The 20,814-nt window shown below is 71.4% G+C and carries 20 protein-coding genes; 2 read left to right on the top strand and 18 right to left on the bottom strand.

Annotated features, from left to right (window positions below):
* Nucleotides 1–49: 49 nt before the first annotated feature.
* On the bottom strand, nucleotides 50–751 hold the full coding sequence (locus tag ACIQ6Y_RS27495; protein WP_404042692.1) for a transglycosylase family protein: 702 nt from the start codon (nucleotides 749–751) through the stop codon (nucleotides 50–52).
* Between the two features lie 507 nt (nucleotides 752–1,258).
* Between ACIQ6Y_RS27495 and ACIQ6Y_RS27490 the strand changes: the two genes are divergently transcribed.
* Both ACIQ6Y_RS27490 and ACIQ6Y_RS27485 read left to right on the top strand, forming a co-directional pair.
* Complete coding sequence (locus ACIQ6Y_RS27490; protein WP_404042691.1) at nucleotides 1,259–2,041, top strand: hypothetical protein; 783 nt, start codon at nucleotides 1,259–1,261, stop codon at nucleotides 2,039–2,041.
* A gap of 149 nt (nucleotides 2,042–2,190) precedes the next feature.
* Nucleotides 2,191–2,571 (top strand): hypothetical protein, encoded by a 381-nt coding sequence (locus ACIQ6Y_RS27485; protein WP_404043359.1) that lies wholly within the window; start codon nucleotides 2,191–2,193, stop codon nucleotides 2,569–2,571.
* Nucleotides 2,572–2,622: 51 nt separating this feature from the next.
* On the opposite strand, the gene der is transcribed toward ACIQ6Y_RS27485, so the two are convergent.
* The 17 genes from der to ACIQ6Y_RS27400 all read right to left on the bottom strand — a co-directional run bounded on the left by der (nucleotide 2,623) and on the right by ACIQ6Y_RS27400 (nucleotide 20,517).
* Nucleotides 2,623–4,107, bottom strand: a complete 1,485-nt coding sequence (gene der / locus ACIQ6Y_RS27480) for a ribosome biogenesis GTPase Der (protein WP_404042690.1) — start codon at nucleotides 4,105–4,107, stop codon at nucleotides 2,623–2,625.
* Nucleotides 4,108–4,183: 76 nt separating this feature from the next.
* On the bottom strand, nucleotides 4,184–4,885 hold the full coding sequence (locus ACIQ6Y_RS27475; RefSeq protein ID WP_404042689.1) for a lysophospholipid acyltransferase family protein: 702 nt from the start codon (nucleotides 4,883–4,885) through the stop codon (nucleotides 4,184–4,186).
* Nucleotides 4,843–5,538 carry a (d)CMP kinase gene (gene cmk, locus ACIQ6Y_RS27470; RefSeq protein ID WP_404042688.1) on the bottom strand — a complete coding sequence of 232 codons (696 nt, stop codon included), beginning with the start codon at nucleotides 5,536–5,538 and terminating at the stop codon, nucleotides 4,843–4,845. Before cmk ends, ACIQ6Y_RS27475 begins: the two co-directional genes overlap by 43 nt.
* An 89-nt stretch (nucleotides 5,539–5,627) precedes the next feature.
* A complete protein-coding gene (locus ACIQ6Y_RS27465) occupies nucleotides 5,628–6,713 on the bottom strand; it encodes a prephenate dehydrogenase (protein ID WP_404042687.1) in 1,086 nt (361 codons plus the stop codon).
* Nucleotides 6,710–7,072 carry a chorismate mutase gene (aroH, locus tag ACIQ6Y_RS27460; protein WP_404042686.1) on the bottom strand — a complete coding sequence of 121 codons (363 nt, stop codon included), beginning with the start codon at nucleotides 7,070–7,072 and terminating at the stop codon, nucleotides 6,710–6,712. The genes ACIQ6Y_RS27465 and aroH overlap by 4 nt, the downstream gene beginning before the upstream one ends.
* A gap of 159 nt (nucleotides 7,073–7,231) precedes the next feature.
* Complete coding sequence (locus ACIQ6Y_RS27455; RefSeq protein WP_404042685.1) at nucleotides 7,232–7,651, bottom strand: YidB family protein; 420 nt, start codon at nucleotides 7,649–7,651, stop codon at nucleotides 7,232–7,234.
* A gap of 67 nt (nucleotides 7,652–7,718) precedes the next feature.
* Nucleotides 7,719–8,738 carry an ADP-ribosylglycohydrolase family protein gene (locus tag ACIQ6Y_RS27450; RefSeq protein WP_404042684.1) on the bottom strand — a complete coding sequence of 340 codons (1,020 nt, stop codon included), beginning with the start codon at nucleotides 8,736–8,738 and terminating at the stop codon, nucleotides 7,719–7,721.
* The gene (locus ACIQ6Y_RS27445; RefSeq protein ID WP_404042683.1) at nucleotides 8,735–9,463 is read right to left on the bottom strand and encodes an NUDIX hydrolase; all 729 of its coding nucleotides are present in this window, start codon (nucleotides 9,461–9,463) and stop codon (nucleotides 8,735–8,737) included. The genes ACIQ6Y_RS27450 and ACIQ6Y_RS27445 overlap by 4 nt, the downstream gene beginning before the upstream one ends.
* 55 nt (nucleotides 9,464–9,518) lie before the next feature.
* Nucleotides 9,519–10,634 (bottom strand): pseudouridine synthase, encoded by a 1,116-nt coding sequence (locus ACIQ6Y_RS27440; protein WP_404042681.1) that lies wholly within the window; start codon nucleotides 10,632–10,634, stop codon nucleotides 9,519–9,521.
* Nucleotides 10,634–11,287 (bottom strand): SMC-Scp complex subunit ScpB, encoded by a 654-nt coding sequence (scpB, locus tag ACIQ6Y_RS27435; RefSeq protein ID WP_404042680.1) that lies wholly within the window; start codon nucleotides 11,285–11,287, stop codon nucleotides 10,634–10,636. The genes ACIQ6Y_RS27440 and scpB overlap by 1 nt, the downstream gene beginning before the upstream one ends.
* The gene (locus ACIQ6Y_RS27430; protein WP_404042679.1) at nucleotides 11,284–12,255 is read right to left on the bottom strand and encodes a segregation and condensation protein A; all 972 of its coding nucleotides are present in this window, start codon (nucleotides 12,253–12,255) and stop codon (nucleotides 11,284–11,286) included. The genes scpB and ACIQ6Y_RS27430 overlap by 4 nt, the downstream gene beginning before the upstream one ends.
* Before the next feature lie 18 nt (nucleotides 12,256–12,273).
* Nucleotides 12,274–12,852, bottom strand: coding sequence for a hypothetical protein (locus ACIQ6Y_RS27425; protein WP_404042677.1), 579 nt, complete (start codon nucleotides 12,850–12,852; stop codon nucleotides 12,274–12,276).
* Entirely contained in the window at nucleotides 12,837–13,973 is a 1,137-nt protein-coding gene (locus ACIQ6Y_RS27420) for a ParA family protein (protein WP_404042676.1), read from the bottom strand. Before ACIQ6Y_RS27420 ends, ACIQ6Y_RS27425 begins: the two co-directional genes overlap by 16 nt.
* 413 nt (nucleotides 13,974–14,386) lie before the next feature.
* Complete coding sequence (gene ald / locus ACIQ6Y_RS27415; protein ID WP_404042675.1) at nucleotides 14,387–15,511, bottom strand: alanine dehydrogenase; 1,125 nt, start codon at nucleotides 15,509–15,511, stop codon at nucleotides 14,387–14,389.
* 130 nt (nucleotides 15,512–15,641) lie between these two features.
* Nucleotides 15,642–17,699 carry a tetratricopeptide repeat protein gene (locus tag ACIQ6Y_RS27410; protein WP_404042674.1) on the bottom strand — a complete coding sequence of 686 codons (2,058 nt, stop codon included), beginning with the start codon at nucleotides 17,697–17,699 and terminating at the stop codon, nucleotides 15,642–15,644.
* Nucleotides 17,700–18,138: 439 nt separating this feature from the next.
* Nucleotides 18,139–18,765 carry an NUDIX domain-containing protein gene (locus ACIQ6Y_RS27405; protein ID WP_404042673.1) on the bottom strand — a complete coding sequence of 209 codons (627 nt, stop codon included), beginning with the start codon at nucleotides 18,763–18,765 and terminating at the stop codon, nucleotides 18,139–18,141.
* Between the two features lie 105 nt (nucleotides 18,766–18,870).
* Entirely contained in the window at nucleotides 18,871–20,517 is a 1,647-nt protein-coding gene (locus ACIQ6Y_RS27400) for a CTP synthase (protein ID WP_404042672.1), read from the bottom strand.
* Nucleotides 20,518–20,814 lie beyond the last annotated feature (297 nt).

Here is a 20,814-nt window from a genome sequence, read left to right as displayed (position 1 = left end):
GCGGACCGGGCGGGGCCTCGTAGGCGAGAGAAGGCCGGGCGGGCCGGGATCAGACGTCGAGCCGCAGGCCCGGCACGATCAGGTCGGGGTCACCGCCGATGACGGCCTTGTTGGCGGCGTACAGCGCCTGCCAGCTGGTGCCGTTGCGGGTGGCGATGGCGCTGAGCGTGTCGCCCTGGCGGACGGTGTAGTCCCCGCGCGAGGAGTTGCGGTCGGTGTGGCCGGAGGTGCGGGCCGGCGCCTGGGCGGGCGCGGCGGGGGCCGCCTCGGGGGTGCTCGGGCCGCTCCGAGTGCTGGAGCTGCTCTGGCTGCCGGAGCTGCTCTGCGTGTTCGACGTCCCGCCGCTCGCGGGGGCCGCCGGTGCGCCGCCGTACGCGCCGGCGCGGGCCGAACAGGTCGGCCAGGCGCCCCAGCCCTGCGACTGCTGGACCTTGGTGGCCACGGCGATCTGCTGCTCGCGGCTGGCCCCGTCCGCGGTCGCGGCGTAGGCGGTGCCGCCGTACGCGCGCCAGGTGCCGGCGGAGAACTGGAGCCCGCCGTAGTAGCCGTTCCCGGTGTTGATGTGCCAGTTTCCGCCGCTCTCGCACTGGGCGATGCGGTCCCACACGCCACCGTCCGCCGCATGGGCGTCGCCGGTCGCGGCCAGCAGGCCGAGCGGGGCGAGCAGGGCCGCCCCGGCGAGAGCCGCCGTCGTACGCGCCTTACGGGAGGAGGAGGTGGCGTGCGTGGTGGTATCGGCACATTCGGACATGAGCATCCCTCTCTACGGACCCGGGGTCCCCCAGAGCGGGGCACGCTCCCGCGCATCGGCGCGTTCCGCGTGCTCCGCCCCGTCCGCCGAGGGGTCGTACGCAAAAGCTGGTCCTGTGCGGTCGGCGGACGTACCCGAGCGGTGCTCGTTGCACACGGCCGATGAATGTACGGAGCGTGGCGAGTTCACATCAACCAACTGCCCGTCGGTCCAGGCCAGTTCAGGGTTACCGCCGGTATCAACTTCTTGGCATGACCGGCTTGATTCGCGGATATCCCGATTTGTCGACCGACCGCACCTGACCGTCTGTGACCCACCTCACCCGATCAAGTTCCTTTGACTTCCGATTACTTGACATTGAGTGGCCGATTCCGTGCGGCAGGTGACCCTGCGCGTCGGACGGTGCGATTCCGTTCGTGGAGCAGCGTGACTCCCGCCACAGCTGGCCCGTTGTGTCCTTCATGAGGCCGCCCGGCCTCACCACACCGCATCTCTAGGGAGCCACCCGTGCCGCGCATGCTCGACCTCAGCGACGAGGTACGCGCCGAGATCGGCGACGAAGAAGCAGACCGGCTGCTCGCCGGAGACAACGCCCCCGGCAGTTACGACTGCACGTCCTGCCGCACCCCGGGCGACTCCGAGCACGAGCGCACCAGCACCGTCCTGTTCGTCGGGGACGAGACCGCCGTCCTCGCCTTCGCCCACGCCAGCTGCCTGCCCTCGCAGGTCGTCCAGGTCACCGAGGAGCAACTGCGCGGTGCCGTGCGGTCGATCAGCGGTGACACCGTCGACCTGGACCCGGAGAAGGTCGTGCCCGAGCAGGCCGTGCTCGGGGTGACCAGCGGACTCGTGCTGATCGCCGGGGAGTTGCACCCCGCGCTGGTCGTCGAGCCGACCGGTCCGATCGTACGGCCCGGCTCGACCGCGGTCGGTGACGACTTCCTGCCGCTGCTCATCGAGCAGGGGTTCATGCCGCTCACCGAGCTGACCACGGCGCCGCCGGTGCAGCACGGCTGGTCGGTGCTGCTGGCGATGGGTCAGCTGCACGCGGTGCTCCAGCCGGGGCCGAACGGCGGGCAGCCGGTGGCCTGGTGGCAGGCGCATCAGCCGTTGCAGGTGACGGAGGGGTGGCGGACCGCGGCCAACAAGCACCAGCAGGTGCTCATGTTCGCCGCGCCGGTGGGGTCCATCGGGCGTCAGCCCCGTGAGGACCTGCTGCGGGACGCGCTGGACAAGGCCGCGGCGAACGGGAAGCTGGTCGCTGCCGCGTTGCCCCTGGCCGGGACGTGAGGCTCGCCTACTGAGGTGATGCTTCCTGTTGTTCGGCGGCTGCGGGTTGCCTGTGGCTGATCGCGCCCACGCGGCGGAGCCGCATATCGACACAGTCCCGCGCCCCCCATGAGGCGCATCCCTTCAGGGTGTCCAGTCGTTGGACCTACGTGCACTCATACGACGTCCCCCGCCGCCAGGTCCCCCCGCCCATCCCTTCTGCACGAGCGAACCATGAGCCGCAGGGTGGCCCCTCGGCCACGCCGATCTACGACAAGCTGTACGCCGAGTACGTCAAGACGTTCCGCTCGCTGCCGGGTGACCGCAGCGGGGAGGAGGAGCTGGGGTTCACGGCGTTCGGCACGCGGCACCCGGGGGCGTACAGCGGGTCGTACGGCAGCTCGTACAGCGCCTACAGCGCGGGGGCGAGCAGCGCACGCGGCGGCACGGGGCAGCAGCAGTCCCAGTGGCAGCGGATCGGGCAGCTGGGGCAGCACGGCACGATGACGCATGTGCCGGCCGGGCTGCCGCCGGGGGCGCGCGGGAACTGACGGAAACGAAAAGGGGCGGCCCCTTCAGGGGCCGCCCCTTTCGTCAGCTGTCTACTTCTTCTTCTGGCCGCGCTTCTCGCGCACCCGCACCGAGATGTGGATCGGGGTGCCCTCGAAGGCGAACTCCTCGCGCAGGCGGCGCTCGATGAAGCGGCGGTAGCCGGCCTCGATGAAGCCGGAGGCGAAGAGGACGAACCGCGGCGGCTTGGTGCCGGCCTGGGTGCCGAAGAGGATGCGCGGCTGCTTGCCGCCCCGGACCGGGTGCGGGTGGGCCGCGACCAGCTCACCGAGGAAGGCGTTCAGCCGACCGGTCGGCACGCGCGTCTCCCAGCCCGCGAGGGCCGTCTCGATCGCCGGGACCAGCTTCTCCATGTGCCGGCCGGTGCGCGCCGAGACGTTCACCCGGGGCGCCCAGGCGATCTGGCCGAGCTCGGTCTCGATCTCCCGCTCCAGGTAGTAGCGGCGCTCCTCGTCGAGGGTGTCCCACTTGTTGAAGGCCAGCACGATCGCGCGCCCGGCCTCCACGGCCATGGTCACGATGCGCTGGTCCTGCACCGAGATGGACTCCGAGGCGTCGATCAGGATGACCGCCACCTCGGCCTTCTCGACGGCGGCCGCGGTGCGCAGCGAGGCGTAGTAGTCGGCGCCCTGCTGGAGGTGGACGCGCTTGCGGATACCGGCCGTGTCGACGAACTTCCAGGTCACGCCGCCGAGTTCGATCAGCTCGTCGACCGGGTCACGGGTGGTGCCCGCGAGTTCGTTGACGACGACGCGCTCCTCGCCCGCCACCTTGTTCAGCAGCGAGGACTTGCCGACGTTCGGGCGGCCGATCAGGGCGATACGGCGCGGGCCGCCGAGCCCGGCGCCGCCGAAGCTCGTCTCGGGCGCCTCGGGCAGCGCCTCCAGGACGGCGTCCAGCATGTCGCCGGTGCCGCGGCCGTGCAGCGCGGAGACGGGGTGCGGCTCGCCGAGGCCCAGGGACCACAGGTAGGAGGCGTCGGCCTCGCCGCTCGGGCCGTCGACCTTGTTGGCGCACAGCACCACGGGCTTGCCGGCCTTGCGCAGCAGCCGTACGACCGCCTCGTCGGTGTCGGTGGCGCCGACCTTGGCGTCGACGACGAAGACGACCGCGTCGGCCGCCTCGATCGCGAACTCGGCCTGCGCGGCCACCGAGGCGTCGATGCCGGCGACGTCCTGCTCCCAGCCGCCGGTGTCGACGACCTTGAAGCGGCGGCCCGCCCACTCGGCCTCGTAGGTGACGCGGTCGCGGGTGACACCGGGCTTGTCCTCGACGACGGCCTCGCGGCGGCCGATGATGCGGTTCACCAGGGTCGACTTGCCGACATTGGGGCGGCCGACGACGGCGAGCACCGGCAGCGGGCCGTGCCCGGCCGCCTCGATGGCACCCTCGACGTCCTCGAGGTCGAAGCCCTCTTCCACGGCGAGCTCCATGAACTCCGCGTACTCGGCGTCGCCGAGCGCCCCGTGGTCGTGCTCGAAGTGGTCCGAGCCGCCGGGCTGGATCTGGTCGTTCATGAAGTCCGTACCTCGTCGTTCATCGTGGTGATCGGTGGATTGCCCCGCTTCGGGGTGATCCACTACTCAGTGTCGCTCAGCGCCCGGTCAGGCGCCTGGCGTTTTCCAGGTGGAGGGTGAGCTGCTTCTGGATGCGTTCGGTCGCCTCGTCCAGCGCCGTGCGCGTCCGCCGCCCCGAACCGTCGCCCGCCTCGAACGGGTCGCCGAAGACGACGTCGATGCGGCTGCGCAGCGGGGGCAGCCCCTTTATCAACCGTCCGCGCCGCTCGGAGCTTCCCAGGACCGCGACCGGGACGATCGGCGCCCCGCTGCGGACCGCGAAGTAGGCGAGCCCGGCGCGCAGCGAGGCGAAGTCGCCCTCGCCGCGGGTGCCCTCGGGGAAGATCCCGAGGACGCCGCCGCCGTCCAGCACGCCCAGCGCCCGGCTGATCGCCTTGCGGTCGGCGCCCGAGCGGTCCACCTTCAGCTGGCCGATCCCGGTCAGGAACGGGTCCAGCGGGCCGACGAACGCCTCCTTCTTGATCAGGAAGTGCGTCGGCCGGGGCGCCACGCCCATGACCATCGGGCCGTCGACGTTGTGGGAGTGGTTGATCGCGAAGATCACCGGCCCGGTCGCGGGCACCTTCCAGGAGCCCAGCACCCGCGGCCTGAACAGCCCGTACATCAGGCCGACGCCGATCCGGCGCCCGACCTCGGCGCCCCGCTCCGACGGCAGGCCCTCCTGCGAAGGGAGACTCACTCGCCGGCCCGCTTCTCCTCGACGAGGGTGACGACACACTCGATGACCTGCTGCAGGGTGAGGTCGGTGGTGTCCACCTCGACCGCGTCGTCCGCCTTGGCCAGCGGCGAGGTCTTGCGGCTGGAGTCGGCCGCGTCCCGCTTGAGCAGCGCCTCGCGGGTGGAGTGCACGTCGGCGCCCTTCAGCTCACCGCTGCGGCGGGCGGCGCGGGCCTCCGGCGAGGCGGTCAGGAAGATCTTGAGGTCGGCGTCGGGCAGCACGGTCGTGCCGATGTCCCGGCCCTCGACGACGATGCCGTTCTCCGCCGAGGCCGCGATGGAGCGCTGCAGCTCGGTGATCCGGGCGCGCACCTCGGGGACCGCGCTGACCGCGCTGACCTTGGAGGTGACCTCCTGGGTGCGGATCGGCCCGGAGACGTCGTAGCCGTCGACGGTGATCGTCGGCTTGTCGGGGTCCGTGCCGGAGACGATCTCCGCCTTGCCCGCGACCGCGGCGATCGCCGTGGGGTCCTCGATGTCGATCCCGTTGTTCACCATCCACCAGGTGATCGCCCGGTACTGGGCGCCGGTGTCCAGGTAGCTCAGGCCGAGCTGCGCGGCGACGGCCTTCGACGTGCTCGACTTGCCCGTGCCGGAGGGACCGTCGATGGCGACGATCACGGGCGACACAGTCTGGGCGGCGCCGTTTTCCACGGAGGGACACCTTCCTGGTGCGGTGTGGCGAGTGGGGTGCGGGACGCGAGGGCGCCCCGCACAAGGTTACCGGCCCGCAGGAGGGGTCCTTACTGCCGGAGGGACCAGCCCCGCTCGCGCAGCGCCGCGGTGAGCACAGGCGCGGCCTTCGGCTCGACCATGAGCTGCACCAGACCGGCCTGCTGCCCGGTGGCGTGCTCGATGCGCACGTCCTCGATGTTGACCCCGGCCCGCCCTGCGTCGGCGAAGATCCGGGCCAGCTGTCCGGGCTGGTCGTCGATGAGCACGGCGACGGTCTCGTAGACCCGCGGCGCCGAGCCGTGCTTGCCGGGGACCCGGACCTGCCCGGCGTTGCCGCGCCGCAGTACGTCCTCGATGCCGGCGGCTCCCTCGCGCCGCTTGTCCTCGTCGGAGGACTGCAGGGCGCGCAGGGCCTGGACCGTCTCGTCGAGGTCGGCGGAGACGTCCGCGAGCAGGTCGGCGACCGGCCCGGGGTTCGCGGAGAGGATGTCGATCCACATCCGCGGGTCGGAGGCGGCGATCCGCGTCACATCGCGGATGCCCTGCCCGCACAGCCGTACGGCGGCCTCCTCGGCGTTCTCCAGCCGGGCGGCGACCATGCTGGAGACCAGGTGGGGCATGTGGGAGACGAGGGCCACGGCACGGTCGTGGGCGTCGGCGTCCATGACGACCGGGACGGCCCGGCAGTGCGAGACCAGCTCCAGGGCGAGGTTGAGCACCTCGGTGTCGGTGTCCCGGGTCGGGGTGAGCACCCAGGGGCGGCCCTCGAAGAGGTCGCCGGTGGCGGCGAGCGGGCCGGACTTCTCGCGGCCGGACATCGGGTGCGTGCCGATGTACGGCGTGAGGTCCAGGCCGAGCGCCTCCAGCTCCCGGCGCGGGCCGCCCTTGACGCTGGCCACGTCCAGGTAGCCGCGGGCCACGCCCCGCTGGATGGCGTCCGCGAGGACCCCGGCGACATGGGCGGGCGGGGCGGCGACGATCGCGAGGTCGACGGGCCCCTCGGGCTCCTCGTCCGTCCCGGCGCCGAGCGCGGCGGCGGTGCGGGCCTGCTCGGGGTCGTGGTCGGCGAGGTGCACGACGACACCGCGCTGGGCGAGGGCCAGGGCGGCCGAGGTGCCGATCAGCCCGGTTCCGATGACGAGTGCGGTCCTCACTGGGCGATGTCCTTGCGCAGGGCGGCCGCCGCACCGAGGTAGACGTGTGCGATGTCGGCGCGGGGCTGGTCGGATTCGATGTGCGCGAGCACCCGGACGACGCGGGGCATGGCGCCCTCGATGTCGAGCTCCTGGGCGCAGATCAGCGGCACGTCGACGATGCCGAGCTTGCGGGCGGCGACCGCCGGGAAGTCGCTGTGCAGGTCGGGCGTGGCCGTGAACCAGATGCTGATCAGGTCCTCGGCGGTCAGGCCGTTGCGCTCCAGGACGGCCGTGAGCAGGGCCGAGACCTGCTCCTCCATGTGGCCGGCCTCGTCCCGCTCCAACTGCACGGCCCCCCGGACCGCTCGTACCGCCACGGCACTGCTCCTTGCTGCTGTACGGCTGTTGCGCCGCTGCACGGCTTTTCGCCGCGGTACGGCTGTTGCGCCGCTGTACGGCTCTCTCGCCCGACCAGCCTAGTCAGCCCACGGACGCCCGGTGACCGCCGCCCGCCCCCTGAGACGGCTGGGACGGCGTCACAGCGACTGCTGCCGGATCAGCTCCTCCAGCGAGGCCGCCTGCGGCACCCGGCCCTCGGGGGTGAGCCTGTCGACCACCGGGGGCAGCGCCTGGGCCAGGTCGACCGCCGCCTGGTCCCGGGTGACACCGGCCTCACGGGCGACGCTGCCGAGGGTGTCGTCGCCGAGGGCCTGCCGCAGCTGGTCGCCGGTCACGGACAGGTTGTCACCGTTGCCGACCCAGGACCGCGCCTGCTCGCCCAGCCCCGCGTCCTGGAGCTTCTCCAGCAGCCCGCCGAGGGGGTTGCCTCCCTTGCCGCCGAGCGCCGACAGCAGGGCGCCGACCAGCAACCCTCCGCTGCCGGTGCCTCCCCGTCCGCCGAGGATGCCGCCGAGCAGATCACCGACACCGCCGAAGTCGCTGTCCTTGCCGGTCATAGAGCCGCCTTTCCACACAACGTCCCGGCCAGCGTCACCCGTGTACCCGCCCTGCGCCACTGGACGGCTACGCGTCCCACAGCGCGCCCAGCGCCACCAGCTCCCCGTGGTACTCGATCCGGTCCGCCCACGCGTCGGGCCACGCCCCCGCCCCGTGGTACGCCCCCGCGAAGGCGCCCGCCAGGCAGGCGATGGAGTCGGAGTCGCCGGAGGAGCAGGCGGCCCGGCGCAGTGCGGTGAGCGGCTCGTCGACGAAGAGCAGGAAGCACAGCAGCCCGCTCGCCAGTGCCTCCTCGGCGATCCAGCCCTCCCCGGTGGCCAGGCACGGGTCGGTCTCCGGCGAGGGATGACGCAGCGCGTCCTGGAGCCGCTCCAGTACGGCGAGGCAGTCGTCCCAGCCGCGCGCGACGAAGTGCTCGGGGCTCGGGTCCTGGGACCGGGTCCACAGGTCGCCGAGCCAGGTGTGGTGGTACCGGGTGCGGTTGTCCAGCGCGTACGACCGCAGCAGCCCGACCAGCCCGGTCGGCTCGGCGCCCTGCGCGAGGAGTCGTACGGCGTGCGCGGTGAGGTCGGACGCGGCGAGCGCGGTGGGATGCCCGTGGGTGAGGGCCGCCTGGAGCTGGGCGGCGCCCGCGCGCTGCTCGTCGCTCAGGCCGGGGGCGAGCCCGATCGGCGCGACGCGCATGTTGGCGCCGCAGCCCTTGGAGTGGATCTGGCTGGCGTCCTGCCAGAGCCGGCCCTCGGCCTTGAGCAGGTCGCAGGCGACCAGGCAGGTGTTGCCGGGCGCCCGGTTGTTCTCGGGCGACTGGTACCAGTCCACGAACTCCTCGCGCACCGGCCGCTCCAGCCGCTTGGGCGCGAGGTACCCGCGGTCCATGGCGGTGCGCAGCCCGCGGCCGAGGGCGAGGGTCATCTGGGTGTCGTCGGTGACGAGCGCGTTCTGCGGCAGCTCCAGCTCCCGCCACGGCCCGAACCGGAAGAGGATCGACTCGACCGTGCTGAACTCCGTCGGGCGCCCGAGCGCGTCCCCGAGCGCGAGCCCCAGCAGGGCCCCCGTGGCGGCGTGCTTCCTCTCGTACGTGGTCATGCGGGACGTCCTTCCCGGGACGGTCGGAGCAGAGGCGGATGCAGCGCGGTCGCGGCGCCCGCGCGGTAGAGGGCAGCCGGCTTCCCCCGCCCTCCGGTCAGCCGGGCCGCGCCCGGTACCGGCTCGACGAAGCCGGGGGCGGCGAGCACCTTGCGGCGGAAGTTGGGCCGGTCCAGCGGGGTGCCCCAGACGGTCTCGTAGACCTGCTGGAGCTCGCCGAGGGTGAACTCGGGCGGGCAGAACGCGGTCGCGACGGACCCGTGCTCCAGCTGGGCGCCGACCCGGTCGTGGGCGTCGGCCAGGATGCGGTCGTGGTCGAAGGCGAGCGGCCCGGCCGTGCCGTACGGCACCCAGCGGGCTCGCGCCGCGTCCCCGCCGCCGCGCGGCTCGGGCGCGTCGGGCAGCAGCGCGGTGAAAGCGACCGACACGACCCGCATACGGGGATCACGGCCGGGTTCGCTGTAGGTGCGCAGTTGCTCCAGGTGCAGCCCGGACACGTCCGCGAGCCCGGTCTCCTCGGCCAGCTCCCGCCGGGCCGCGGACTCCGCCGACTCCTCGGGCAGCAGAAAGCCGCCGGGCAGCGCCCAGCGGCCGGCGTACGGCTCCTGGCCGCGCTCGACGAGCAGGACGTGCAGGGCGCCGTCGCGAATCGTCAGGACCGCGAGGTCGACGGTCACGGCGAACGGCTCGAACGCGTACTTGTCGTAGCCCTCCACGACGACCACCCCCTTTAATAGTCATCACGACTATAAAAGGGGGTGGTGGCCGAGGGCAAACGACTTAGAGGTCGACTTCCTTCATCAGCATTCCGACCTCGGTGTTGGACAGCCGCCGCAGCCAGCCCGACTTCTGGTCGCCCAGGGTGATCGGGCCGAAGGAGACCCGCACCAGCTTGTCGACCGGGAAACCGGCCTCGGCGAGCATGCGGCGCACGATGTGCTTGCGGCCCTCGTGCAGGGTCACCTCGACCAGGTAGTTCTTGCCGGTCTGCTCCACGACCCGGAAGTGGTCCGCGCGGGCGTAGCCGTCCTCCAGCTGGATGCCGTCCTTGAGCTGCTTGCCCAGGTCGCGCGGGATCGGGCCGACGATGTGCGCGAGGTAGGTCTTCTTCACGCCGTACTTCGGGTGGGTCAGCCGGTGGGCCAGCTCGCCGTGGTTGGTGAGCAGGATGACGCCCTCGGTCTCGGTGTCCAGCCGGCCGACGTGGAAGAGCCGCGTCTCACGGTTGGTGACGTAGTCACCGAGGCACTGGCGGCCCTCGGGGTCCTCCATCGTGGAGACGACACCGGCGGGCTTGTTCAGCGAGAAGAACTGGTACGACTGCGTCGCGACCGTGAGGCCGTCGACCTTGATCTCGTCCTTCTCCGGGTCGACCCTGAGGCCCTGCTCGGTGACGATCTGCCCGTTGACCTCGACGCGGGCCTCGTCGATCAGCTCCTCACAGGCACGCCGGGAGCCGTAGCCCGCGCGCGCGAGGACCTTCTGCAGCCGCTCGCCCTCCTGCTCGGCGCCGGGGAAGGTCTTGGGCAGCTTGACGTCCTTCTTGCCCGCGTACCGCTCGCGGTTGCGCTCCTCGGCCCGCGTCTCGTACTCGCGGGACGTGGCCGGCACGCTGCGGCCCCGCTGCTGGGGCCGCTTCGGACCGCCCTTGGCGCCACCGCGGGCCGCGGGGCCGCGGCCCGACTTCGGGCCGTCCTGGGTGGCGCCGGGGCCCACGTCGTAGCGCCGCTCCTCCGGGCGCGGCTTCTTCGGACGGCCGCCCTGCTTGTCGTCGCGGTTGCCACCGGCGCCGCGGTAGTTACCGCGGCCACCGCTGCTCCCGCCGCGGCCGCCGCTGTTGCCACCACGGCTCCCGCCGTTGTTTCCGCTGCTGTTCCTGCCGCTGCTGCTTCGCATCAAAGTTCCGTCTTGTCGTCTGCGTCCTCGGAATCCGGGGCGTCCGGATCGAACGACGGGACCCCTTCCAGCGTCTCGGCCTCGATCGCCTCCGCCTCGGGGAGGAAGGGCGCGAGCTCCGGGAGCTCGTCCAGACCACGCAGGCCCATCCGCTCCAGGAAGTAGTTCGTCGTCACGTACAGGATCGCACCTGTTTCGGGTTCCGTGCCCGCCTCCTCGACCAGACCGCGCTGCAGGAGGGTGCGCATCACGCCGTCGCAGTTGACTCCGCGCACCGCGGAGACCCTGCTGCGGCTGACCGGCTGCCGGTACGCCACGACGGCGAGGGTCTCCAGCGCCGCCTGGGTGAGCCGGGCGGTCTGCCCCTCCAGGACCAGCTTCTCCACGGCCGCGGCGTACTCGGGCCGGGTGTAGAACCGCCAGCCGCCCGCCACGTACCGCAGTTCGAAGCCGCGGCCCTGCCGGGCGTACTCGTCGGCCAGCTCACGCAGCGCGTCGGCGATCTGCCGCCGGGGCCGTTCGAGGATCTTCGCGAGGTGCTCCTCGCTCGCGGGCTCGTCCACGACCATCAGGACGGCCTCCAGGGCCGGTCTGAGGTCGAGGCCGGCGACGGTGTGCGGCCCCGTCGAGACCTCCCCGGTCGGCTCGCTCACGGCTTGCTCTCCTCCTTCGGCTCCTCGGGCGGCCGGTCGAACTCGTCGGTCACCCGCGGCGTCTCGTCCCCGTCCCCGCCGGTCCAGCGCACCAGCAGCTCCCCGAGCGCCGCCTCCTGCTCCAGCGCGACGGCCTTCTCCCGGTACAGCTCCAGCAGCGCCAGAAATCGCGCTACGACGGTCAGGGTGTCGTCGGTGTCGTCCACCAGCGCCCGGAAGCTGGCCTCGCCCAGCTCCCTGAGCCGCGCGACGACGATCCCCGCCTGCTCCTGCACGCTCACCAGCGGCGCGTGGATGTGGTCGACGTACACCTGCGGCCTGGGCTTGGGCTGCATCGCCCTCACGGCGAGTTTGGCGAACCCTTCCGCGCCGATGCTGATGACGACCTCGGGCAGCAGGTCGGCGAGCTGCGGCTCCAGGCCGACGGTCCGCGGGTAGCGCCGGGCCTCCTCGGCGTGCCGCTGCTCGAAGATCTGCGCGATCTGTTTGTACGCCCGGTACTGCAACAGCCGCGCGAACAGCAGGTCCCGCGCCTCCAGGAGCGCCAGGTCGGCCTCGTCCTCCACCTCGGCGGCGGGCAGCAGCCGGGCCGCCTTGAGGTCGAGCAGGGTGGCGGCGACGACGAGGAACTCGGTCGTGCGGTCCAGGTCCCAGTCCGGGCCCATCGCCCGGATGTGCGCCATGAACTCGTCGGTGACCTTGGACAGCGCGACCTCGGTGACGTCCAGCTTGTGCCGGGAGATCAGCTGGAGCAGCAGATCGAAGGGCCCCTCGAAGTTGGCGAGCCGCACCTTGAAGACGCCGTCGTCCTCGGACGCGGTGTCCTCGACGGCAGCGGCGGGCTCCTCGACGGCAGCCGCGAGCTCCTCGACGGCAGCGGTGGGCTCCTCCGGTCCGGGCTCGGGCGCCGCGCCCGGCCCGCGCCCCAGCGCACGCCGACGGCCGCGGGGAACGTCGTTCGAGGTCATAGCCCTCGCAGGCTACCCCTACCGTCCCCGCAGCCGGCGTACGAGGATGCTGGCGTCCCCGCGGGTCTCCAGATCGGCGAGCACCACGGCGACGGCCTCGCGGACGATCCGCCCGCGGTCGACGGCCAGCCCGTGCTCACCGCGCAGCACCAGACGCGCGTGCTCCAGATCCATGAGTTCCTCGGCGGACACGTAGACGGTGATCTTCTCGTCGTGCCGCTCGCGGCCGCTGGGCCGCCGGGTGCCCGACCGCCCCCGCTTGCGCGGAGCGGCGGCGTCACCGGCGGCAGCCGCGACAGAACCTTCCTGCGTCGCCTGCCGCCGCGCCGAGCGCTCGGCCCGGCTGCGGGACTCCCCGGCGTCCGCCGGCTCCGCGTCGGCCGCGACATGCTCCGCCCCGTCGCCGTCGCCGCCCTGTACGGGCACCGACTGCGGCGCGTCCTCCGCGGCGGCGGCAGCGGGGTCGCTCTCCCCCGCGGGAGCCGGCACCCGGGCCTCGCCGTTCGCGGGCCGCCGTGGAGTGGACGGCTGGAGCGCCATCCCGCCTGTCGTACGGAAGAGTTCGTCGGCCCCCGGCAGACTCACTCGGCGTGACACCGGGCGAGCACCTCCCTGGCGAGCTGGCGGTAGGCGGCGGCGCCGACGGAGTTGGACGCGTACGTGGTGATCGGCTCACCGGCGACCGTGGTCTCCGGGAAGCGGACCGTGCGCCCGATGACCGTGTGGTAGACGTGGTCGTCGAACGCCTCGACGACCCGCGCGAGCACCTCACGGCTGTGCACGGTGCGCGAGTCGTACATCGTGGCGAGGATCCCGTCGAGCTCCAGCTCCGGGTTGAGCCGCTCCTGGACCTTCTCGATGGTCTCGGTCAGCAGCGCGACACCGCGCAGCGCGAAGAACTCGCACTCCAGCGGGACGATCACCTTGTGGGCGGCCGTCAGCGCGTTGACCGTGAGCAGGCCCAGCGAGGGCTGACAGTCGATCACGATGTAGTCGTAGTCGTCCAGCAGCGGCTTGAGCGCCCGCTGCAGCGTGGACTCGCGCGCGACCTCGGAGACCAGCTGGACCTCGGCGGCCGACAGGTCGATGTTGGAGGGCAGCAGGTCCATGTTGGGGACCGCCGTCTTCAGGAGCACCTCGTCGGCCGACATGCCCCGCTCCATGAGCAGGTTGTAGACCGTGAGGTCGAGCTCCATCGGGTTGACACCGAGACCCACCGACAGCGCGCCCTGCGGGTCGAAGTCCACGAGCAGCACGCGGCGGCCGTACTCCGCGAGCGCGGCACCCAGGTTGATGGTCGACGTGGTCTTGCCGACGCCGCCCTTCTGGTTGCACATCGCGATGATCTTGGCGGGTCCGTGATCGGTCAGCGGGCCCGGGATCGGGAAGTACGGCAGCGGGCGTCCGGTCGGGCCGATGCGCTCCCGGCGCTGACGGGCAGCGTCGGGTGCGAGCGTGGCCGCGTACTCCGGGTCCGGCTCGTATTCGGCGTCGGGGTCGTAGAAGTGCCCCTCGGGCAGTTCGTCGTAGTCGGCGAAGTGGTTGTGGGGCGCGCCACTTCCGTCGCCGGCCATGGCGTTCACGTGATGGCCATCCATGCTCTGGTGTGCTGACAGAGCCGTGTGGGGGCTGGTCTGGCTCTGGTGGGCTGCGAAGGTTCGGACAGCGACGGAGCCGACAGCCTCGAGCCCCGTGGAGCCCTGGCCCCGCGTAGGCATTCCTGGTTGACCACCCCCGGGAGAAAATGTCGACTCATTCACAAGTCGTCTTACCTCCTTGGTGACCAGGAAACTTCTAGACAAGGTCAGCGTGGCACCATGCCGACGGTTGGCGACTCTATGGCGTGTCGGTGGTCCGCAGCAACACAATCCGCCGGACCCGGCAGGATGTGTCGGCAATGAAACATCCCTCTGTCAAGGGCGTACGGCCGTCGCACAGCAGGTTTCACCGGTGTGCGAATCGGTTCAAGGGTTACGTTCGAGGCGAGTTGACCTAGAGTCGCAAAGTGACCATACACACATCCGGCCGGACCTTGTCGGGCAAGGTCCGGCCGGGTGCGTGTGGTTGACGCGTCTTGTTGACGTATCGCCTTTACGAAAAGGTGACTTAGCCGAGCGCGTCGGCCGGCAGGTCAGCCGAGCAGGGTCTCCAGCTCGACGTGCTCCAGGCCGTGCGCCTCGGCGACCTCCTTGTAAACGACCTTGCCGTCATGGGTGTTCAGACCCTTGGCGAGCGCGGCGTCGCGGCGCAGCGCCTCGACCCAGCCGTTGTTGGCCAGCGACACGATGTACGGCAGCGTGGCGTTGGTGAGCGCGTAGGTGGAGGTGTTGGGCACCGCGCCCGGCATGTTGGCGACGCAGTAGAAGACCGAGTTGTGGACCTGGAAGGTCGGCTCGGCGTGGGTCGTCGGACGCGAGTCCTCGAAGCAGCCGCCCTGGTCGATCGCGATGTCGACAAGGACACTTCCCGGCTTCATGCGGGACACGAGCTCGTTGGTGACGAGCTTCGGGGCCTTGGCGCCCGGGATGAGGACGGCACCGATGACGAGGTCGGCGTCCAGGACGGCCTTCTCCAGCTCGAAGGCGTTGGACATGACGGCCTTGACCTTCGTGCCGAAGATCTTGTCGGCCTCGCGCAGCTTGTTGATGTCGCGGTCGAGCAGGGTCACGTCGAAGCCCATGCCGATGGCGATCTGCGCGGCGTTCCAGCCGGAGACGCCACCGCCGATGACAACGGCCTTGGCCGGGACGACACCCGGGACACCGCCGGGCAGCACGCCGCGGCCGCCGGCCGAGCGCATCAGGTGGTAGGCGCCGACCTGCGGGGCGAGGCGGCCCGCGACCTCGGACATCGGGGCCAGCAGCGGCAGCGCGCGGCTGGGCAGCTCGACCGTCTCGTAGGCGATGGCCGTGGTGCCGGACTCCAGCAGGGCGTCCGTGCACTCCTTGGAGGCGGCCAGGTGCAGGTAGGTGAAGAGCGTCTGGTCCTTGCGGAGGCGGTGGTACTCCTCCGCAATGGGCTCCTTGACCTTCAGCAGCAGGTCGGCGGTGGCCCACACCTCGTCGGCGGTGTCCAGGATCCCGGCGCCGGCGGCGATGTACTCGCTGTCCGGGATCGAGGAGCCGAGGCCGGCGCCCCGCTCGATGACGACCTGGTGACCGTTGCGCACCAGCTCGTGCACACCGGCGGGGGTGATGGCCACCCGGAACTCGTTGTTCTTGACCTCGCGGGGGATGCCGACCTTCACGTCGATCACGGTCCTTGGCTCAGAGGGGGTATTAACACGACATACCGGCTACCCACGGGCACACCGGGAGACACCGCAGGAGAACGTGCGGCAGAGCCAGTCTAATGAAGGTGTTCCCGCTGTCTAGCCTTTCATTGCATCAATCTTCAGCGGATGCACTGCGGATTTCGCAGGCGTTAGCGTCTTGTTCCGAAAGGATCTCTGGGGTATCGCCCTCCTGGAGCTCCTCCCCCAGCATGCGCTCGGCCGTACTGCGGTGCAGTGCGGCGGCCACCGGGTCCCCGAGGTGCTCCAGGGTGTCGGCCGTCCGCAGATGCAGCGCGGCCTGCAGCCGTACGTCCTCCGCGCGCCGCGCCCACTCCACCGCCTCCTGGCAGGTGCGCAGGCTCTCCTCGGGCCGCCCGGCGTACTCCTGCACCCGGGCCAGCTCGCTCAACGCCCGTGCCTGGGCGGCGACATCGCCCTCCTTGCGGTACCCGGCGATCGCCGCCCGCCAGCTCCTGAGCGCCTCGCCGTAGCGGCCCGCGTAGGTGTGCGCCGTGGCGATACGGCCGTACAGCCGGGCCGCGTCCGCGCGCTCCTCGCGAGCCAGCCGCTGGGCCAGCGCCCGCCCGAACCAGTCGGCTGCCCGGTCGTAGTCCCCCAGCTCCAGGTGGGCACCACCTACGGATTCCATTGCGCGAGCGGTGGCGTACGGGTCATTTGCTCTGCGTCCGGCATCCAAAGCTGTCCGATATCGCACCAGAGCCTCGGTTGTCCGCCCGGTCCGCGCGTCCAGGTCGGCCAGGTTCAGCAGCGCGGCGGCCCGCTCGCGGTGCAGCCCGCGCCGCTCGGCCACGTCCAGCACCAGGCCGTGGACGCCGTACAGGTCGGCGGCCGCCGCCTGGGTGCCCCAGTGCGCGACCATGGCCCGCACCAGCTGGGACAGCAGCCGGCGGGCGAGGGTGTCCAGCTCTCCGTCGGCGACCACGAGGCGCGCCGAGGCCAGCAGGGCGGGCCTGCGCAGGCGCAGCCACTCGGCGGCCGCCCGGGGGCTGGGGAAGCGCAGCGAGCGGGGCATGCCGAGCAGCTTCTCGCGGGCCTGCGGGCTGTCGGTCTCGGTGATCGCCCGGCAGGACTGCAGCAGCCGTACGGTCCGCTCCAGCATCCGGGCGCGGGCCAGCTGGATCTCGGCGGGGCGGTCCTGCGACTCGGCGAGCGCCTTCAGCATCGGATGCAGACAGGCCGGCACCTCGTACTGCGGCAGCGGCGAGTCCACGGCGTGCAGCAGACCGAGCGCGACGAAGTCGTCCAGCGTGGTCCGGGCGCCGCTGACCGAGCAGCCGGCCAGCGCGGAGGCGGTGTGCGGGTCGACCAGTCCGGCCGGGGCGAGGGAGAGCAGTCGCAGTATCCGGGCGGCCGGGGCGGGCAGCGAGGTGTAGGCGAGCCGGAACACCCGGGCGAGCGGGGTGGCGGCGTCATCGCCCTCGGCGTGCAGATGCTTGGCGAGATCCGCGACAGCGGCCTTCGGCCGGGCGGCGAGCCAGCCTCCGGCCAGCCGCAGCGCGGCCGGCTGCGCCTGACACTCCTCGACCAGCCCCTCGGCGGCCCGCGGATCGACGGTGATCCGCACCGAGCCGGTGTACCGGGACAGCAGCTCCACGGCCGACTTGGTGTCCAGCCCGCCCAGCGTGCAGGGCCGCACGTCCGAGATGCCGGTCAGCGGCCCCCCGGACACCGCGACGACCAGACACTGCGGGGCCTCCGGCAGCAGCGCGTCGACCTGCCCGGCATCGGCGGCGTCGTCGAGCAGCATCAGCATCCTGCGGTCGGCGAGGGCCTCCCGCAGGACCTGGGCCACCTCGTCCACGTCGGCCCCCGGCGGCACCGGCACCTCGAGGGTGGTGAGCAGGTCCCGCGCCACCCTCTCGACCGGAACGGGCGTGCCGTCGGGCTCGCTCAGCCGGGCCCGCAGCACCCCGTCCTCGTAACGGTCCGCGACCTGCCGCACCAGTTCCTCGGCGAGAGCGGTCCGCCCCGACCCGGGCCGCCCGGCGATCAACAGCACCCGCGCGCGGGGGGCCTTGCGCCCCGAGAGCGTGTCCAGACCGGCCCGCCCGATGTCGGCGCACAGGTCCTTCAACTCCCGGGTGCGTCCGAGGAACCGGCCCTCCTCGACGAGGACAGACGCGTCCGTGTCCACCACCTGATCCGTCACGGGCCACACTCCCGTCCCACCACGCGCCCAGGCCCGCCGGGACTCCGGTCAGGGCGTTTCCAGAGCCTAGTTCACGCTCTGCAACATCCCGGGCAGGAGTGGCCTGGTGCCGGACAGGACTGCCCGATCGGATCAACGGACCTTAGGACAGTTTTCTCAGGGGCGCGGGGCTGTATCGATATGCGGCTCCGCCGCGTGGGCGCGACAAGCCACGATGGCGGGTCAGCCGCAAGACGACAGGCGAAGGCAGACGCTAGGACCTGTCGTTTGGATCATGCCGGCGTCGCGGGGCCTGGCACGCACATCTGCCGCGTTGTCGTCGGTTGCCGACGCTCCGCGTCGACGCCCTCCTCCGCCTTGCAGCTGCACGCACCAGACCCCGCTCGACCCGGCCAAGAAGCGAAAGCCCTCATAGCCGGCCTGATCCAAACGACAGGCCCTAGGCCTCGAACGGCCGAGCAGGCCAAGGCGCATCCGCAGGACGCAGCGCATCCAAGCCCTCACCCTGCCGAGCAGCGACCAGCGACAGCACCCCCACCACCAGGCAGTTGTTGTGCAGCTCCCCCGCCAGCACCCCCCTCACCAGCTCGGCCAAGGGCACCCGATCCAGCTCCAGGTCGATCTCCTCGTGCTCCGCCTCGAACCGCTCCCCCTCGGCCTCGGAAAGATCACGCGCGAGGAAGATTCGGACAGCCTCGTCACACCCCCCGGGCGTGGTGTACACATCGGCCAGCACCCGCCAGGTCTCCGCCTTGACGTGCGCCTCCTCGTACAGCTCACGCTGAGCCGCGTGCAGCGGGTTCTCCCCGGGCACGTCCAGCAGCCCGGCCGGGATCTCCCACAGCTTCTGCCGTACGGGATGCCGGTACTGACGCAGCACGACCACCCGGTCCTGCTCGTCGAGCGCGAGCACGGCCACGGACCCCGGATGCACCTGGTAGTCCCGCCGCACCACGGTCCCGTCGGGCATGACCACCTCATCCGTGCGCACGGAGGTCTTGTTGCCCCGGAAGGGCGTCTCCGAGCCCCGGATCTCCCACTCCGCGGGGGTGTCCTTGATCGTCATGCCAGACCTTTCAACTGCGGAAACGAAACCGGGGTGCGTCCCGTTGAAGGAACGCACCCCGGCAACCGTACAACCGGTGTGTCACTCGGCGGTCTTGCGCACGTCCTACGCTCGCTGGCGCTCGACGGCTGCCTTCACCAGCCCGGCGAACAGCGGGTGCGGCCGCGTCGGACGCGAGCGCAGCTCCGGGTGCGCCTGCGTGGCGACCAGGTAGGGGTGGACCTCACGCGGGTACTCGACGTACTCGACCAGCTTGCCGTCCGGGGAGGTGCCCGAGAACTGGATGCCCGCCTTCTTCTCCAGCTCCGCGCGGTAGGCGTTGTTGACCTCGTAGCGGTGGCGGTGCCGTTCCTCGACGTACTCCTTGCCGTCGTAGACCTCGCGCACGATCGAGCCCTCGGCCAGCTTGGCCGGGTACATGCCGAGCCGCATGGTGCCGCCCATGTCGCCCTCACCGGCGACGATGTCCATCTGCTCGGCCATGGTGGAGATGACCGGGTGGGCGGTGGCCGGGTCGAACTCGGTGGAGTTGGCGTCCGGGATGTCGGCCAGGTGACGCGCGGCCTCGATCACGATGCACTGCAGGCCGAGGCAGAGGCCGAGCAGCGGGATCTTGTTCTCGCGGGCGTAGCGGATCGCGCCGACCTTGCCCTGCACACCGCGGTCGCCGAAGCCGCCGGGGATGCAGATGCCGTCGACGTCGGAGAGCTGCGCCTGGGCGCCGGCCGGGGTCTTGCAGTCGTCGGAGGTGACCCACTTGATCTTGACGCGGGTGCGGTTGGCGAAGCCGCCGGCACGCAGCGCCTCGGTCACCGACAGATAGGCGTCGGGCAGGTCGATGTACTTGCCGACCAGGGCGAGGGTGACCTCGTGGTCGGGGTTGTGGACGCGGTCGAGCAGGTCGTCCCAGGTCGTCCAGTCCACGTCACGGAACGGCAGGTCCAGCTTGCGGACGGCGTAGGCGTCCAGGCCCTCGCCGTGGACCGTCTTCGGGATGTCGTAGATGGAGCGCGCGTCGGGGCAGGCCACCACGGCGTCCTCGTCGACGTCGCACATCAGCGAGATCTTCCGCTTGATCGCGGTCGGCACCTCGCGGTCGCAGCGCAGCACGATCGCGTCGGGCTGGATGCCGATGTTGCGCAGGGCGGCGACCGAGTGCTGGGTCGGCTTGGTCTTCAGCTCGCCGGAGGGGCCGATGTAGGGCAGCAGCGAGATGTGCACCACGAAGACGTTGTCGCGGCCGACCTCGTGGCGGACCTGGCGGACGGTCTCCAGGAACGGCAGCGACTCGATGTCGCCGACGGTGCCGCCGACCTCGGTGATGACGACGTCGACCTCGTCGGTCGCCATGCGGCGGATGCGGTGCTTGATCTCGTTGGTGATGTGCGGGATGACCTGGACGGTGTCGCCCAGGTACTCGCCGCGCCGCTCCTTGGCGATCACCGTGTTGTAGACCTGACCGGTGGTGACGTTGGCGGAACCGTCCAGGTCGCGGTCGAGGAAGCGCTCGTAGTGGCCGATGTCCAGGTCGGTCTCGGCGCCGTCGTTGGTGACGAAGACCTCACCGTGCTGGAACGGGTTCATCGTGCCCGGGTCGACGTTCAGGTACGGGTCGAGCTTCTGCATCACGACGCGCAGGCCCCGGGCCTTGAGCAGCATGCCCAGGCTGGAGGCCGTCAGACCCTTGCCGAGAGAGGAGGCGACACCCCCGGTGACGAAGATGTGCTTGGTCGTCGTGGATTTGGGCGTCATGGCCAAGAGGGGGCTCCCGTGGTCGCTGTCTGGAGGTGCGGTGCGGCTGCCGGGCCGGAGGTCTCCGGGGGCGCCGTCGCTGCGGTTCGGGGGTGCGTTGTCCTGGGAAAGGACGCCCACCGGTCCACGGGCTACCAGCGTATCAGCGCCTCGACCCAATGGCTTCCGGCCACGCTCCGCGCACGTCCGGACACCCGTCCGGACTGGGACGACGCCGCTCGCGCGGGGCTCACTCGTTCGGCCCAGTCCGGTTGCCCGGAGGCGCACGCAGATCATCCGGGCGCGTCGTATCCTGCT

This window comes from Streptomyces sp. NPDC096205 (genome assembly GCF_044763135.1).
Taxonomy (GTDB): domain Bacteria; phylum Actinomycetota; class Actinomycetes; order Streptomycetales; family Streptomycetaceae; genus Streptomyces.
Note: the sequence above shows the minus strand (reverse complement) of the source record. Positions and strands in the feature narration are given on the sequence as shown.

Bases quoted from the DNA above. Each gene is read 5' to 3' on its own strand.
- ACIQ6Y_RS27495 (WP_404042692.1), bottom strand. From the start codon at position 751: ATGTCCGAATGTGCCGATACCACCACGCACGCCACCTCCTCCTCCCGT.
- der (WP_404042690.1), bottom strand. From the start codon at position 4,107: ATGAACGACCAGATCCAGCCCGGCGGCTCGGACCACTTCGAGCACGAC.
- ACIQ6Y_RS27455 (WP_404042685.1), bottom strand. From the start codon at position 7,651: ATGACCGGCAAGGACAGCGACTTCGGCGGTGTCGGTGATCTGCTCGGC.
- ACIQ6Y_RS27450 (WP_404042684.1), bottom strand. From the start codon at position 8,738: ATGACCACGTACGAGAGGAAGCACGCCGCCACGGGGGCCCTGCTGGGG.
- ACIQ6Y_RS27440 (WP_404042681.1), bottom strand. From the start codon at position 10,634: ATGCGAAGCAGCAGCGGCAGGAACAGCAGCGGAAACAACGGCGGGAGC.
- ACIQ6Y_RS27430 (WP_404042679.1), bottom strand. From the start codon at position 12,255: ATGACCTCGAACGACGTTCCCCGCGGCCGTCGGCGTGCGCTGGGGCGC.
- ACIQ6Y_RS27420 (WP_404042676.1), bottom strand. From the start codon at position 13,973: ATGCCTACGCGGGGCCAGGGCTCCACGGGGCTCGAGGCTGTCGGCTCC.
- ACIQ6Y_RS27405 (WP_404042673.1), bottom strand. From the start codon at position 18,765: ATGACGATCAAGGACACCCCCGCGGAGTGGGAGATCCGGGGCTCGGAG.
- ACIQ6Y_RS27400 (WP_404042672.1), bottom strand. From the start codon at position 20,517: ATGACGCCCAAATCCACGACGACCAAGCACATCTTCGTCACCGGGGGT.